Source organism: Sphingomonas sp. (genome assembly GCF_041661825.1).
Classification (GTDB): Bacteria; Pseudomonadota; Alphaproteobacteria; order Sphingomonadales; family Sphingomonadaceae; genus Sphingomonas.
The window spans coordinates 1,043,199-1,059,076 of sequence record NZ_JBAZTU010000002.1 but is presented as its reverse complement, the minus strand read 5'-3'; the positions used below and the strand labels follow the sequence as shown (position 1 = coordinate 1,059,076).

Sequence of the window (15,878 nt, the reverse complement as noted above, 5' to 3'; positions counted from 1 at the left end):
TCAATAATCCTTCGAATAGCGCAGGTTGATCGCGGTCCCGTTCGATCCGCCGGTCTGGCTCAGGATGCTCAGCGCCTTGGACAGCGCGATCTCGAGCTGGGTCGCCGTGAACCCGCGCGTGTCGGTGACGATCTCCACATAGATGTCGTTGGAGATGTACTTGCCCGCGGCGACGGAGGTCCCGCGCCCGGTCGCTTCGTCAGCACCAAGCACCCGCAGCCGGTCGATGCCCGAGGCGGAGCGCAGCTTGCCGAGCGGGTTCAGCCCGCCGCCCGATCCACGCAGCGAGTTGAGCGCTGAGGCGAGCTGGATCGCCTGCATCGGCGACAACTCGGTGATCGAGTTGCCGAACAGGATACGCGAGAGCAGCTCGTCCTGCGGCAGGCTCGGCGAGGAGCTGAAGGTGATCTGCGGGTTCTGCGCCCGGCCGCCGATATTGATCGTGATCGCGGTACCCGAAAGGGTCGCCGTCGCTCGCATCGACAAGGTCGGGTTCGCGACCGAACCACCTTCGAAGCGGATCACGCTGTCCTGGTCGAGGTCGAAACGCTTGCCCGCGAAGTTGTAGGTGCCGCGCACCAGATCGACATTGCCGACCACCTCCGGCGTGGCCGATGTGCCGCCGACCCGGAGATCGGCGCTCCATTCGCTCTCCAGCCCCATGCCCGTGACGAACAGGCGATTGTCGGCGCGGATGCGCAGGTCGAGCTTGAACAGGCTCGGCACGCCCGCCGCAGCAGCAGCGGCATCGCGCGCTGCCTGCGCACGGCTGGTGCCCTTGCGCCGCAAGCCCTGCAATTCGGCGACCTCGGCCGCGCCCTGGCGGATGATCTCGTACCGAACCTCGGGCAGATTGAGCGTGCCCGAGATCAGGCCGCCATTCGCCTTGCTGTTCGTGACGGCAACCTCCCCCGAGACGGTCGCGCCCAGCGCGTCACTGCGGGCGAGCTGTGCATTGCGGAGCGTCACACGGATATCGATCGGGAAGCCCGCGTCCGAGCCGAACCCGACGCTGCCGCTCGCTGACACGGTGCCCTTGCCGGCACGCCCGTTGAACTCGCTGATCTCGAACCGGTCGTTGGTGAAGCGCCCGGTCAGCCGGATCGCGCTGATGCGCGTGCCATAGGTCTCATTGTCATAGGCCAGCGCATTGGCGCGGATCAGTCCGGTCAATTGCGGGTTGGAGATACGACCGGTGAAATCGGCGGCGATGCCGATCTGTCCCGTGAGCGTCTGGTTCGCCAGCCCGGACAGGCTCCACAGCACGTCGGCCGGCCCGTTATAGCGGATGCCGCCGGCGAGCGGCGCGTCCATCAGCGCCGTCATCCAGTCGCCGCCACCCACCGGCTGCAACCGCACTTGCGCCTGCCCGATGGTTGCGCCGCCGCGCTTGATCAGCGCGGCCAGCGTGCCGCCCTCGGGCCGCAGCGTGCCGAGCGCCGAGATGTCGACCGGGGTCGACACGACCGCCGCACCGGAGCGGGTGAAGCTGCGGATATCGATGCGCAGGTCCGCGCGCGGCACGCCCGATCCGGCCTGGACATAATCGAGGCTGCCCGTCGCCCGGCCGCCAATGCCCGCGCCGGCGGCAAAAGTGTTGAGGATCGCGAGGTCGAAATTGTCGAAGCGCGATTGCAACTCGAGCGTCTTGCCATAGCGCCCGGCGACACGGACCTGACCCTGCGGCACGACGATTGCAACCGGCGCGAGCACATAGGTGCCATGATCGTTTCTGATCACCGCCGGCTGGGCAAGGTGGAAAACCACCGAGCCGACCTGACCCTGTGCGGCAATCCGGTACAGGTCAGTGGAGAGCTGGGCATTGGCGGCAATGCGGAAGCTTGCGCCGCTCTGGCCGTTCGCGACGAGCTGCGCGGTGCCGCGCCCGCCCTGGTAATTCACCTTGGCGCGCGCTGTCTGGAGCAGGAAATTACCCTGCCGCACGCCGGCAAGCTGCACATCGGCCAGGATTTCCGGCGCCTTGGCGTAAAGGGTGATCGTCGCCTCGACGATCGCACGCTCGATTACCAGCTTGGCCTGCCCTGGAATATGCGCCCCATTGGCGCGGGCCGAGACCTGCGCCCGCTGGACCTTGCCGACCGCCGACAACGCGACCGTGCCGGTGATGCCCGAACCGTTTGCGGTGAGTTTCCCAACGAACGGTCCCGCGGGCGCCTGGCGGACGGTGCCGGCGAAATCGACCCCGGCGAAGCGCGCCCGGTGGATGTCGATGGTCAGCGGCCCGCCGCCGGTACGGATCAGCACGTCCGCGTTGAACGGCCCGTACGGCGATCCACCGGTCGCGATCACCGCATAGCCGGTGCCCGTGCCACGGATCGTCGCAACGACATCGCTGAGTTGAACGCCGACATTGGGCCGGCTCGCCCGGACCTTGATCAACGGACGCTCGGCGGTGCCTGACACGGCGACTGCAAGCGGACCATATTGTGTGGAATTGCCCTGTGCGGTGAACGCGATGCGGCCATCGGGCAAATAGCTGCCCTGGCCTCCGCTGAGGCGGAAATTCGGTGCGCCCACGCGCAGATTCTGGACCCGGAACACGCCCTTGGGATCGAAGCTGATCGTGCCGGCGATCACCGCACGCCCGCCGAGGAAATCCGCCACGCCCGCATTGTCGAGCTTCACCGTGACGATGCCGAACCGTCCTTGCAGCCCGAAGCCGCCCGACGGAACGGTGACCAGGTTCATGTCGGTCGTCAGGTTGATGATCCCGACACCCTCGATGCGATAATCGTTGATCCGCCCCTTCAGCCCGGCGCGGTAGATGCCGGTCGAGAGGTCGGCGACGACGATCGCGGTCGCGTCGATCTGGGGTGAGCGGATGCGCAGATTGTCCGAAAGGATCGTGTCGCCCGAGATCGCGAACTCGCCGTTGATGGTCACCTTGGTCAGCAATCCGCCGGCCGCCGCGTTCAGCCCGGTGACGCGCGCGATACGGCCGGCGACGGGCACGATGATGCGGTCGGCGTCGACCCGGCTGCGGCCTTCTGCGTAGAGGCCCTGCACCACGGTCTTGTCGAAGCCGATCGCCGCCGCGCTGATCTTGTAATCGACCAGCGGCCGGGCAAACGCCCCGTCAAGGCGCAGCGACGCGCGCACGTCGCGGCCGTTGAGGTTCGGCGCGATCGATCCGGGGGTGAGCAGGCTCGCCTCGACCTGCAAGCCCTCGAAGCGGCTCTGCGCCAGATCGATCATACCGTTCGCTGTGACCGCCAGCGCGTCGGACCTGACCGACAGCTTCGTGTTCGCCCGGCGCTGGGCCAGAGTAGTGGTCAGGTCGACCAGCAGCGCCGGCGCGGTCAGCCGCTCGACCGGTCCCGCCAGGATCAGCCCGGGATGGAGCGGCCCGCGCGCGGTGAAGGTGCCGTTGCGTCCAGTGAGATCAAGCGCGGCGAGCGGCTTGCCGCCGAGCATCGCCTGCGCCTGGCCCTGCCAGGACGACCAGCTGCCGCGCCCGTCGATTCGCGCGACGAGCGGCTGCGTGAGGCCCGCCATCCCTGCGACGATCCCGCCCGCCGGCGCATTGAGCCGCGCATCGACGATCAGCCGATCCTGGTCCGGCACCGCATCGAGCACCAGCGCGAGTCGGTCGCCGCCATCCAGCGCGGCGGCATTGCCGGTGATCTGCGCGCGGCCATCGGCGATATGCGCGACGGCATCGAGCGTCATCAGGCGCCGCGTGCCGGTGACGGGCGCGCCGAGCACGAGGCGGTCGACCTTCAGCTTGCCGATATCGATGTCGATATCGGGCAGGGTGGGGGCGTTGGGGTCGCTCGGCACCGGCTTGAGTTCGGGCAGGCGGGCGAGGGTGATCAGGGGCGCGCTGGCGGACCGGATGTCCGCATGGTTGCGGATGAAGGCGAAGGGCCGCCAGTCGAGGTCGACCTGTGGTGCTGTCGCGAACACACCCTTGGGATCGCTGATCTTCAAATCGCGGATGGTGAGCTTGCCGTAGAGCGAGCCCTCCAGGCGGCCCAGCTCGACCTTCAGGCCGGACGCGGTCTCATAGCCGGAGAGCTTGCTGACGAGGAATCGCCGGCCGGGATCGGTATTGAGCGCGAACGCTGCCAGCACGGCGAGCGCCAGCAGCGCGGCAATGACGATCGCCACCCATTTGGCGATGCGTCCAACCGGGAAACGGCGGCGTGGCGCGACGGTTTCGACCTCGGTCTCGGCCATCAAAAGGCCTGCCCGATCGAGATGTAGATCGCGACCTTGGACTCGCCCTTGCGCCGGCCCAGTGGTGTGGCGACGTCGAAGCGAACCGGCCCGAAATTGGTGTAATAGCGCGCGCCGATGCCGACGCCGTAGCGCAGGTCGCTGAACTTCGGCTGAGTCGAGGCATAGGCTTGGCCGATGTCGAAGAACGGCACGATGCCATAGTCCCCGAACCGGTATCGCGCCTCGATCGCGCCTTCGACGAGGCTGCGCCCGCCGATCGGATCGTTATTGATGTCGCGCGGGCCGAGCTGCTGATAGCCGAAGCCGCGCACCGATCCGCCGCCGCCCGCATAGAGCCGCCGCGACGGCGCGATCGCATCGCGCGGCGCGCCGGCGATCGAGGCGACGCGCACGCGCCCGGCCACCACCAGGCTGTCGGAGACCGGGTAATAGGTGCTGCCGTCCACCTGCGCGCGGACATAGCGATAGTTGCTGCCCTGGGTCTGCGACGTCTCAGGGCTGATGCGGACCATCGCGCGGAAGCCCTTGGTCGGATCGAGCAGGCTGTTCGTGCTGTCGAAGCCGACCTGGCCATTCAGGCCGAAAATGCCGTAATTCTGATAGTCGCGCTTGCCGGTCGCCGCCTGGAACGTGTCTTCGCGCGATCCGAGCAGCTCGAAGCCGTAGGCCCAGGTCCAGCGCTTCTGCCAGATCGGCGTGGAATCGAGCGAGATCTTGCCGTTGATGCCGATCGTCAGCGCCTTGTACGCGTCGAAATCCTGCCGATCCGCCGTGATGCCGAGCAACACCGTCTTGTCGCGCCGTCCGGCATTGGCGCGGCGGAAGGTCGCGGCCACGCCCTGCTCCTGCGTGCCCGCGGTGCCTGTGAAGGTCAGCGATCCTTCCGGGCGGAACAGGTTGCGATGAGTCCAGCTCGCCTCGAGCTTGATGCCTTCGCCTGTCGAATAGCCCGCGGTCGCGGCCAGGCGGCGGGGCTTGCCGGCATTCTGGGTCACGAGCAGGTCGACCACTTCGGTGCCGTCTGGCGCGGTCCGGCCGGTCTGGCGCGGCTCGACCGCGACGCTGTCGAACAGGCCGGTCGCGACCAGCGCCTCGCGCAGGTCGCTCACCTGCCGCTCGTCATAGAGCTGGCCCGGCTTGAAGCGGGCGAGGATGCCGACATGCTTCGCGTCGAAGGCGAGCTTGCCCGTCGTCGAATAGGTGCCGAACGAGGAGCGCGGCCCCGGATCGACCGGCAACGTATAGGCGCCGAGATGAGTCGCATCGTCCAGTTCGATGTCGCGCTGCCCGACCTTCACGAAGGGATAGCCCTGTTGCGGTAGTTGTAGTGCGACGCCGCCCTCCGCCGCCTCGATTGCGCTGGCGACGATCGGATCGCCGGTCCGCAGCGCCAGCGCGCTTCGCACCAGGCCCGGCGGCAGCGTTTCCGGCCCTTCGATGACGATCGAGCCGAGCGTATAGCGCGTGCCAGGTGCTGCGCTGATCGTCGCGGTGACTCGGCCCGGCTGGTTCTGCACCGGTTCCACCAGCGAGGAGACGACGCCGTCATAATAGCCCTCGGACCGGAGCAGCCGCTGGGCCAGCCCCTCATCCTCCTTCGCCCGTGCGGCAATCACCGCGCCGTTGGCACCCTTGCCGTTACCCTTGTCGAGCGCCGAGAGCGCGCGGAAGGGGCCTTCGAGGTTGACCGCGTCGAGCCCTTCGATCTTCACTGAGTAGCGAAGCTCGGGCGGCGTATCCGCGACCTCGGTCTGCGTTGTCGCGGGAGGTGGCTCGACGTCGAAGCCGGCAAGCGGGGGCAGGAGCTGGTTGAGCGTCGGGTCGTCGGCGGCGGGCGCGGCGACCGTCTGCGGAGCGGTGGGGCTCGGCGTCGTCGGCTGGGCGGCGGGCTCGGCCGGCATCGCATCGATGCTCTCGATCGGGGTGAGCGGCTGATTCAGCTCTCCGTCGATCGGCGGCAACGCTTCCCGGAACTGCGAATCCGTGATGATCGGGTCGCTGCTTTCGAGCGCGGTGGAATCGGCCTTGGCCGCCTGATCCTTCTGGTCTTCGCGCGCCTGTTCCACCGGATCGGGGCGGCGCTGTGCGGATGCAGGCTGCGTAACGGCATACAGGCTCGCCAACAGGAGTAAGCTTGAGCTTGAACGCAAAACAGCCTGTCCCCCCGGGCGCCAATGAAGTGAAGTACCTTCCCGTGCGGCGCCTATCGGGCGGGCTGGGTCAGGTCCAGACACAACCCGGCCATCCCGGCCCCTTGTCCTGTTTAACCGTCCGAAAGCCACGCTGGTTCCCTCGGCACGTCGAACACCCGCCTCCGGCTGCCTCTCATACCAAGGCATGAGTCGAAATTTTCCCCGTACCGCTCACTTGAAACGGTGGGATGGCACGCTTATTAGTTGCCGAAGCAACCATTGCTGGAGCAACGAGGTGCCGATCTACTCGCACGAGAAGTTCAACCCCGACATCTCGGTCGGCTATCTGACCAAGCGCATCTTCCAGACGGCGCTGATCGGGCTCGAGCCGATCTTCATCGCGGAGGACATCACGCATCTGCAATGGTCAGCGCTGGTGTCGATCTGGTTCGAGCGGGGCATGACCTGCCGCGCGCTCGCTCACGACCTGGGGCATGACAAGGGTGCGACGACGCGTCTCGTCGACTCGCTCGAGGAGCGCGGCTTTGTCGCCCGCGACCGGGACGAGGGCGACCGGCGCGTGATCAATCTCGTTTTGACGGAAAAAGGCCAGCAGGTCGCTGAGCGCTGCATGCACGGCGTGGTCGATCTCTGGAACGGCTGGCTTACCGGTTGGTCGCCCGAAGATGCCGCACAGCTGATCGGCTATCTGCAGCGGTTGCGGACGACGCTTGAGTCAAGTGTCGGAGAACCGTCATGCGCCTGACCGCCCTGGCGCTTGCCACCACTGCTTTGCTTGCCGGCTGCGCGATCCCCGCATCGCGGCCCGAAGTCGCGCCGATCGCCGATTCCGCGCTCGGCCTGACCGGTGCTACCGACGCCGCCTTCCCTGCGATCGCCGATGACTGGTGGCGCTCGTTCGGCGATCCGCAGCTCGACCGGCTGGTCGCCGATGCGCAAGCCGGCAATCCGACGCTCGACGCGGCGCTCGCCCGCGTGCGCCAGGCAAGCGCGATCCTCGCCAGCCAGCGCGCCGAGGACGGCCCCAATGCGGCGTTCGACGCCCAGGCCCAGGTCGCTCGCCTCAGCGGCCGCTACCAGATCCCGCCGCCCTTTGCCGGCACCACCCGATTCATCGGTCAGGCCCAGGCTGGCCTGAACTGGAACCTCGACCTGTTCGGCCGGCAAAAGGCCGTGATCGCCGGTGCCCGCGCCTCCACACGGGCGGCAGTGCTCGATGCGACCGCTGCACGCCTCGCGCTCGCCGGCTCGGTGGTACAGACCTATATCGAACTCGCCCGCGCCGAACGCCTCGCGGCCCTTGCGCAACAGACCATCGCCACTCGCCAGGGCTCGCTCCGGCTGGTGCAGGTCCGCATCCGCAACAAGCTGGCAAGCGATCTCGACGCGCAGGCAGCGCAGACCCTGCTCGCCCAGGCGCAACAGGCGTTGGTCCGCGCCACGGCGCAGCGGGAACTCGCAGCGAACGCGCTGGCCGCGCTGGCTGGGCGCGGTGTGGACTATCCCGCGACCATCGTCCCCGCGCGGCTCCAGCTCGATGCGGCCCTGCCGTTACCGGCAACGATCCCGGCCGATCTGCTCGCCCGCCGCGCTGATGTTGCTGCGTCCCTCGCGCGGATCGACGCTGCCTCGCAAGGTCGGCTGGCTGCGCGCCGCGCCTTCTATCCGGACGTCAACCTGTCGGCGCTTGTCGGCCTGCAGGCGATCGGCGTGGGCAATTTCTTCAACGCCGACGCCGGCACGGCGGGCGGCGGCGGCGCGATCCATTTGCCGATCTTCGACAATGGCCGGTTGAAGGCCGGCCTCGAAGGCGCGACCGCCGGGGTCGATATCGCGATCGCCGACTATAACGAAAAGGTCGTCGGCGCGGTCCACGAAGCCGCCGATGCGCTCACCCGCATCCGCAACCTCGCCGAGGATCGCGCGCGCCAGACGGAGGTCGTGCGCGGCCTTGCCGAGACCGGGCGGCTCAACACGATCCGCGTGTCGAGCGGGCTCGAATCCCGTCTCGGCCTTGTCGACAATGATGTGCGGCTGCTCGACGCGCAGCAGTCCGATGCCAATCTCGCGGCCGATGCCGCCAGCCAGCGGGTCGCGCTGGTCATGGCGCTGGGCGGCGGCTTCGATCCGAAGGACCCGAAATGACCAAGATGGAAAAGATCGAAGTGCCCGCCGAAACGCCGGCTGCTCCAGAGCCCGCCGCTCCTCCGAGCCCGCCCGTGCGTGGAAACCCGAAGGCGCGCCGTCGCGGGCTGACCATTCTGGCCATCCTCGTCGCCATCGCGGCAATCATCTGGGCGGTGTTCCATTTCGTGCTCGCCAAGCCCGAGCAGGAGACGGACGACGCCTATGTCGCAGGCGATGTCGTCTCCATCACCGCGCGCGACCCCGGCACCATCCTTGCCATCCATGCCGACAATACCCAGACGGTGCGTGCCGGCCAGCCCCTGCTCGATCTCGATCCGGCTACGGTGGACGTCGGCCTCGCCGCCGCTGAAGCCGAGCTGGCCCGCGCGGTCCGCTCGACCCGGTCCGACTTCTCGAAGCTCAACGAAACCGGCGCTGCCGTCGGCCAGGCCCAGGCCGAGCTTCAGCGTGCCCAGAACGACCTCTCGCGTCGTCGCGGTGCCGCAGCCGAAGGCGCCGTCTCCGGCGAGGAACTCAGCCACGCCGCCGATGCAGTGAAGGTCGCCCAGGCCAATCTCGCCCTCGCGCGCAGCCAGCAGGCCCAGTCGCGCACTGGCGTGCAAGGCACGACGGTCTCGACCAACCCGGCGGTGCTCGCGGCGATCGCGGCCTATCGCCGCGCGTCCATCGCGCACAGCCATATGCACATCACCGCGCCGATCGACGGCGTCATCGCGCAGCGCACCGTCCAGCTCGGCCAGCAAGTCGCGGCCGGCACCCCGCTGATGGCGGTTGTCCCGCTCGACCGGGTCTGGATCGACGCCAATTTCCGGGAGACTCAGCTAAAGGACATCCGCATCGGCCAGCCGGCGACGGTGATCGCCGACATGTATGGCAGCGGCATCGTCTATCACGGCCGGGTCATCGGCCTCGGCGCCGGCAGCGGCAGTGCCTTCGCGCTGCTCCCGCCGCAGAATGCCAGCGGCAACTGGATCAAGGTGGTGCAGCGCCTGCCGGTACGCATCGCGCTCGACCGGGGCGAACTTCAGCGCAACCCGCTGCGCGTCGGCCTCTCGGTCAACGCCACGATCGACACGGCGGACGCCAGCGGCGCGCGCGTGGGTGCTCCGGCGCGTCAGGTCTATCATGACGGCGCGTCCGATGGCGGCGACCCCAAGGTCGAGGCGCGCATCGCGCAGATCATCGCGGCGAACCGCTGATGTCCGGCGCCGCCCAGGCGCCGCTCCGGGGCGGCGCGCTAGCCTTGACAGCGTTCGCGCTGGCGCTCGGCACCTTCATGCAGGTGCTCGATTCGACCATCGCCAACGTCTCGCTGCCGACCATCGCCGGCAATCTCGGCGTCAGCAGCGACAATTCCACCTGGATCGTGACGGCCTTCGCCGTCGCCAACGGCGTGGCCGTGCCGCTGACCGGCTGGCTGATGGGCCGGTTCGGCGTGGTGAAGACCTTCAGCGTCTCGGTGCTGCTGTTCACCTTCGCTTCCTTCCTGTGCGGCATCGCCTGGGATCTGCCCTCGCTGATCGGCTTCCGCATCCTGCAGGGCGCCGTGTCGGGCCCGATGATTCCGGGCAGCCAGGCATTGCTGATCGCGATCTTCCCGCCGCAGAAGCGCTCCACCGCACTCGGCATCTGGTCGATCACCACCCTGGTCGCGCCGATCATGGGGCCGATCCTGGGCGGCTATATCTCCGACAATTATCACTGGAGCTGGATCTTCCTGATCAACATCCCCGTCGGCCTGTTTTGCGCGTTCGTCTGCTGGCAGAGCCTGCGAACCCGCGAGACGCCGACGCGGAAACTGCCGATTGACCAGGTCGGGCTGATCCTGCTCGTTTTGTGGGTCGGATCGCTGCAGATGATGCTCGACCTCGGCAAGAACGATGACTGGTTCAATTCCACCCGGATTGTGGTGATGGCGGTCATCGCGGTGATCGGCTTTGCCGGCTGGGTGATCTGGGAACTGACCGACGCCAATCCGACGGTCGACCTGACCCTGTTCAAGAACCGCAATTTCCTGTTCGGGTCGATCGCCTTCTGCCTCGGCTATGCGGTGTTCTTCGCCAACACGCTGATCCTGCCGCTCTGGCTGCAGACTCAGCTCGGCTATACCGCGACCTGGGCCGGCCTGGTCGCGGCCCCGAGCGGGGTGGTGGCGGTGATCCTCACGCCGTTCGTTGCCCGCGCCTCGGGCAAGGTCGATGCGCGGATCCTCGCCTCGATCGCTTTCGTGGCGTTCGGCATCTCCTACTATATGCGCGCCGGCTACACGACCGGCGCGAGCGAATGGGATTTCATGCTGCCCCTGCTCGTCCAGGGCGTGGCGATGAGCACCTTCTTCCTGGCAATGGTGACGATCTCGCTCGACGGCATCCCGCCGGAGCGCATCCCCTCGGCGACGGGCATCTCCAACTTCGCGCGCATCACGGCGGGCAGCTTCGCCGCCTCGATCATCACCACGGCGTGGGACCGGCGCGAGGCGCTGCATCAGAGCCATTTGTCGGAAGCCGTCGGCACCGGATCGCCCCTGCAGGCGGCGCGCGAGGCGCTCGGGCGGCTTGGCATGACCGATGTCCAGGCGGCCGGCGCGATTACCCGCCAGATGGTGGGGCAGGCCTATCTGCTCGCCTCGACCGACCTGTTCCGCGTCTCGGCCTGGCTGTGCGCGATCCTGATCTTCGTGGTCTGGCTCACCCGCCGCCCGCAACCGCCCAAGGGCCCGATCGCGGCGGACTAAGGCCACCTAGATCGCCTGGAACCCGAACTGCTGGATCTTCTTCAGCAAATCGCGGTTCCGGGGGAGCTGGTCGCGCATCCGCGCCGTCATCCGCGCATTCTCGTCGATCAGCCGTGCCGCCCGCTGCCGGGTCGAGGCCGTCTCGAGCGGATTGGCCTCGGTCTCATAGCCCATGCCGTACAGGACATATTGATAGCTTGCGGCGGGGAAGATCTCGTCCAGCCGGTCGAACTCCTCGAAGAACCAGGGCGGCTGGTATTTCCACAAATGCATCAGCTCGCGCAGCCGCTCCGGAATGCTGGAGGGCGCGACATTGTCGATCCAGAACGGGGTGTCGCGCCGCTTGGTCAGCACATAATGCAGCTTCAGGAAGTCGATGATCCGGCCCCAGCGATAATGGCAGGTCTCGTTGAAGCGCCTGGCGACGATGTCCATCACTTCGCGATTGGCCGGCATCTGCTCCGCGATCAGCTTGGCCGACAGCTCGACCAGGACGATCGCCGAGGATTCGAGCGGCTCCATGAACCCGGCGGCCAGCCCGACCGCGACGCAATTGCGTTTCCAGAAGGTCTCGCGGTGCCCGGCGCGGATCGGGATCTTCCGCGCGGTCAGCCCCTCGGCCGCGGGGCCGACATAGGCGCGCAGCTCGCGCTCGGCGGTCTCGTCGTCGATATGCGCGCTCGAATAGACATGACCGGTGCCGCGCCGCGTCGGCAGGCCGATGTCCCAGATCCAGCCGGCCGATTGCGCGGTCGAGATGGTGTGTGACGCGATCGGCGCATCGGGGTCGTCGAACGGCACCTGCATCGCGATCGCGGTGTCGCAGAACAATATGTCCGAACATTCGCGAAAAGGCACGCCCAGCGTCTTGCCCAGCAACAGCGAGGCAAAGCCGGTGCAGTCGACGAACAGGTCGCCCGGAATGTCGCCCGCCTGTTCGGTGCCGAGGCTCAGGATGTCGCCGTCCTCGGCCTGGTTGACCGTCGTCACATCGGCCAGCACATGGCGCACGCCAAGGGTGCTCGTGCAATGCCTCTGCAGGAAGGGCGCGAACTTCCCCGCGTCGAGGTGATAGGCGTAATTGGCGACCGCATCATATTCGGCGGTGGTGATCATCTTGGGCGCAAGGCCCGCCTCGCAGATCGCTTCCTGCGGGCAGACCGCATCGCTGAAGGTCCGGCCGTGCCCGTCCTGCAGCCAGTGCGGCACCAGATTCACTTCGCTGAACCCCTGGGGCAGCATCAGCGGATGGTAATAGGCGTCGTCCTCGGCGCCCGTGGTCCATTTGGCGAATTTCGCGCCCTGCTTGAAGGCAGCGTCGCATTCGCGGAAGAAATCGGTTTCGGAAACGCCCATTTTCTGCAGCGTGGTGCGCATCGTCGGCCAGGTGCCCTCGCCGACGCCGATGATCTTGACGTTGGGCGATTCGATCAGGGTGACGGTGAAGTCGCCCGCCGCGATCCGGCCCTTGTGCCGCGCGGCGATAACGCCCGCGGTGAGCCAGCCGGCAGTACCGCCGCCGACGATGACGATATTGCGAACCGGACGAACCATATCAGTCGGTTACTTTCTTGGGTGTGGCCCGGGCCGCACCTAGCATGAAAGAAAAGAGGGCCGCCAACCGTGACGGTCGACGGCCCCAGGGGATGCGACTCTTCCTAGTAGTGGAACCGAACACCGGCCGTGAGGCGCCGGCCATAACCATAGGCGGTCAGCAGCTGGTTCTTGTACCGGCCATGCGTGCTGTACGTTTCGTTGGTCAGGTTGGTGGCTTCGGCGAAGATCGTGAACTGCTTCGTCAGATTGTAGCTCGTGCTGAAGTCGATCTGCGTGCTCTGGTTCACGAAGGTCGGTTCGGCACCGAACCTGCCATTGTTCTGCGCCTGGCCGAACTGAAGCAGATATTCGTCACGCCAGTTGACCGCGACGCGGGCCTGGAAGCCGTATTTGTCGAAGAATCCGACGAAGTTCGCCGAATTGGCCAGCCCGGTGACGGCGAAGCCGCTCTGGCTGAAGTCGTTCGGATCATAGGGCTTGTTGGTATCCACGAGGGTGGCGTTGGCGTTGAAGCCGAAGCCGCTGTCCCCGAACACGTGCTGCCAGGCGATTTCGACACCCTTCACCGTCGCGTCCGGTCCGTTGACCCGGGCCGAAACGGAGAACTGCGCCGGCAGATTGGTCGTCGGATCGATCACATTGTTGATCGGCTGACGAGTCACGCCGGCAACGATGAAGTTGCTGACGTTCTTCACGAACAGATCCACCGCGAAGTAGGAGTTGCGCTGGTAATACCATTCGGCCGTGAGATCGAAGTTGTCGGATAGATACGGTTTGAGCGTCGGGTTGCCGCCGGTCGCCGTGAACGCGCCGAGCCGCTGCCCGCTGCCCACGTTGAGAACCGGCGTCAGGAAGCCGAGGTTCGGACGAGTCAGCGTACGCGAGGCATCGAAGCGCACGTCGAATTTGTCCGTGATGTTCAGCTTCATGTCGATGCTGGGCAGCAGATAGGCGTAGCTGCTCTTCGTCGTGACCGCCTGGCTCGGCGAGAACCCGACCGACAACAGGGTCGGATCGCCAATGCCCTGGGTCAGCGTCAGCGGCAGCCGGCCGATACCGCTCGAAGTGATGTTCGTGACTTCCTCGCGGGCACCCGCGTTGAAGTTGAACTTCATCCCTGCGATCTCGGTTTCGAAGCTGGCGCGGACGAACGCCGCCCAAGTCTTCTCTGTGATGACCTGAACGCTACCCGGGTTGAGCGCAACGTCGAAGGTTCCCTTGAAGTTCGGCCCGACCTGCGGATCGCCATAGTTGAAGCCGGGGATATTCTTCGTCTGCGGATTGCCCAGGCTCGTCAGATACGCCTGATAGTCCGCTGCCGTATAGCGCAGCAGCGTCGGTGGCAGATTGCCCGTATAGCCCGGAAGGAAATTGGCCGTGCTCACGGTACCCTTGAACAGGCTCGCCGGGAGCAGAACGCCCGTCGTGCCACCGGAGGGCGGTCCATATCCCGAATAGGCCTGCCAGAAGTTGTTGGCGAAGGTGTCGCTGGTTTGGATTTCGAACGTGTCGTCGAGATAGGTCCCGCCGAACTTGAGCGAGAAGTCGTCTTGTTTCCATTCACCCGACAGGCGAGCCTGCTTGACGGTGTCGGTGTTCTTGTTCGCGGTGTTCACCGTCACGTGCGATCCGATGACCGAGGTATCGGTCCAGCGCGCTTCGTCACCGTTGACGCCATAATTGTTGAGCGTCGGAATCGAATTCGTGCTGTCGCCGGCGATGAGAATGCCGAGCGACGGACCGATGCCGAAACCATAACCTACGTCGCCGTTGCGGCTGTTGACTCGCCCGTCCGGGTTGCGCCAGCCCCTGGCATAGTTGGCGTCGGCTTCGACCTTGAAGTTATCGGATACGTCCCACTTCACGTTCAGGCCGGTCTGGCTCGTCTGGCGTACGTCGCTGTTCGTGGTGGCATTGAAGTCGGTCTGCGTGCCCGCCTGGGTAAAGTTCGTCGGCACGCCGTTGCTGTCGAGCGTGACGTTGCGAAGAGCACCCTGGTTGAACCAGATACCGAACCCGAATGAATCCTGGTTGATCGTCTGACGCGAGAAATTGCTGTCGAGCGTTACCAGAACCTTGTCGGACGGTTGCCATTGCAGGGCAAGGCGCCCGTCAATGCGTTCATCCTTGGTGTAGATCTGACTCAGGCCATATTGCTGTTCGAACGCACCGCGGACGCTCGTCAAATTGCTGGCTGGTGTCGGGACGTGGTTGGCGTCCTCGAGCGCCGAGGTCGGCGAGCAGGTCGGCGCCGTGCTTCCCGCCAGCTGGCAGGGGGCGAAATACGCGAAGCCGAAGCCATTGATATAGGCCTGGTTCGACTGGGTATCGTGGCGGGTATAGACCACATCGGCCAGGATGCCGAAAGTATCGTCCGCAAAGGTCTGGCTGACCAGCAGTCCGCCGGTCGGCACCACCTTCTTGGCGAATTCCTGGTACGATCCCGATGCGGTCGCGGCCAGCCGGAATCCAGGATGGTCGAATGGCTTGGGGAACAGGATGTTGAGGGTCGCGCCGATCGAGCTGGCGCCGATCGAGACGTCCGGGGTCTTCATCACGTTCAGCTGACCGACGAAATCGGCGCCGACCGTGCTGAAATCGACCGAGCGTCCGCCGTTCGTCGTCGGAACGCGACGGCCGTCGTACAACGTCTCGTTGAAGTCGCCGCCGAAGCCGCGGACGGTAATGCCAGTGGCTTCGCCGCGCGCGCCGTCGCGCTGGATCGACACGCCGGGCAGGCGCTGCAGTGCTGATGCGACGTTCGAATCCGGGAACTTGCCGATGTCTTCCGCCGAGATCGCGTCGAGAACGCCCACCGCGTCGCGCTTGATGTCGAGGTTGCGCTGGAGCGAACCGCGGATGCCGGTGACGACGATGTCCTCGGAAGGGGATGCTGGCTCGGCGGCGGCCGGAGTGTCCTGCTGCGCCGCGGCCTGGGCATAGGCCGGTGCCGCCATCATCGTGAGCGTCGAAGCGCCGAGGAGCAGAAGGCTGCGTATCGGCAGCGCGCTCCCCCTGTTTGGTTGTGTGCCCACCCTGTTCATGCTCATTCTTCTCTCCTGCTTAGTTTCTGGTTCGGCGCC

At 66.3% G+C, this 15,878-nt stretch carries 8 protein-coding genes; 4 read left to right on the top strand and 4 right to left on the bottom strand.

The window, feature by feature from the left end; all coding sequences use genetic code 11:
* Both WC729_RS12215 and WC729_RS12210 read right to left on the bottom strand, forming a co-directional pair.
* Positions 1-4,200, bottom strand: a complete 4,200-nt coding sequence (locus WC729_RS12215; RefSeq protein ID WP_372853013.1) for a translocation/assembly module TamB domain-containing protein — start codon at positions 4,198-4,200, stop codon at positions 1-3.
* The gene (locus tag WC729_RS12210; protein ID WP_372853011.1) at positions 4,200-6,326 is read right to left on the bottom strand and encodes a BamA/TamA family outer membrane protein; all 2,127 of its coding nucleotides are present in this window, start codon (positions 6,324-6,326) and stop codon (positions 4,200-4,202) included. Before WC729_RS12210 ends, WC729_RS12215 begins: the two co-directional genes overlap by 1 nt.
* A 304-nt stretch (positions 6,327-6,630) precedes the next feature.
* On the opposite strand from WC729_RS12210, the gene WC729_RS12205 reads away from it, so the two are divergent.
* From WC729_RS12205 to WC729_RS12190, 4 genes are read left to right on the top strand one after another with little or no spacing between them, the layout of a single operon-like run.
* Positions 6,631-7,101 (top strand): MarR family winged helix-turn-helix transcriptional regulator, encoded by a 471-nt coding sequence (locus tag WC729_RS12205; protein WP_372853009.1) that lies wholly within the window; start codon positions 6,631-6,633, stop codon positions 7,099-7,101.
* The gene (locus WC729_RS12200; protein ID WP_372853007.1) at positions 7,092-8,501 is read left to right on the top strand and encodes an efflux transporter outer membrane subunit; all 1,410 of its coding nucleotides are present in this window, start codon (positions 7,092-7,094) and stop codon (positions 8,499-8,501) included. The genes WC729_RS12205 and WC729_RS12200 overlap by 10 nt, the downstream gene beginning before the upstream one ends.
* Positions 8,498-9,703: an efflux RND transporter periplasmic adaptor subunit gene (locus WC729_RS12195; RefSeq protein WP_372853005.1), complete on the top strand. Its 1,206-nt coding sequence runs from the start codon at positions 8,498-8,500 to the stop codon at positions 9,701-9,703. Before WC729_RS12200 ends, WC729_RS12195 begins: the two co-directional genes overlap by 4 nt.
* Positions 9,703-11,238 carry a DHA2 family efflux MFS transporter permease subunit gene (locus WC729_RS12190; protein ID WP_372853003.1) on the top strand — a complete coding sequence of 512 codons (1,536 nt, stop codon included), beginning with the start codon at positions 9,703-9,705 and terminating at the stop codon, positions 11,236-11,238. The genes WC729_RS12195 and WC729_RS12190 overlap by 1 nt, the downstream gene beginning before the upstream one ends.
* Positions 11,239-11,244: 6 nt before the next feature.
* On the opposite strand, the gene WC729_RS12185 is transcribed toward WC729_RS12190, so the two are convergent.
* On the bottom strand, positions 11,245-12,792 hold the full coding sequence (locus WC729_RS12185) for a tryptophan halogenase family protein (protein ID WP_372853001.1): 1,548 nt from the start codon (positions 12,790-12,792) through the stop codon (positions 11,245-11,247).
* Positions 12,793-12,896: 104 nt separating this feature from the next.
* Positions 12,897-15,839: a TonB-dependent receptor gene (locus tag WC729_RS12180; RefSeq protein WP_372853322.1), complete on the bottom strand. Its 2,943-nt coding sequence runs from the start codon at positions 15,837-15,839 to the stop codon at positions 12,897-12,899.
* Between the last annotated feature and the right edge of the window lie 39 nt (positions 15,840-15,878).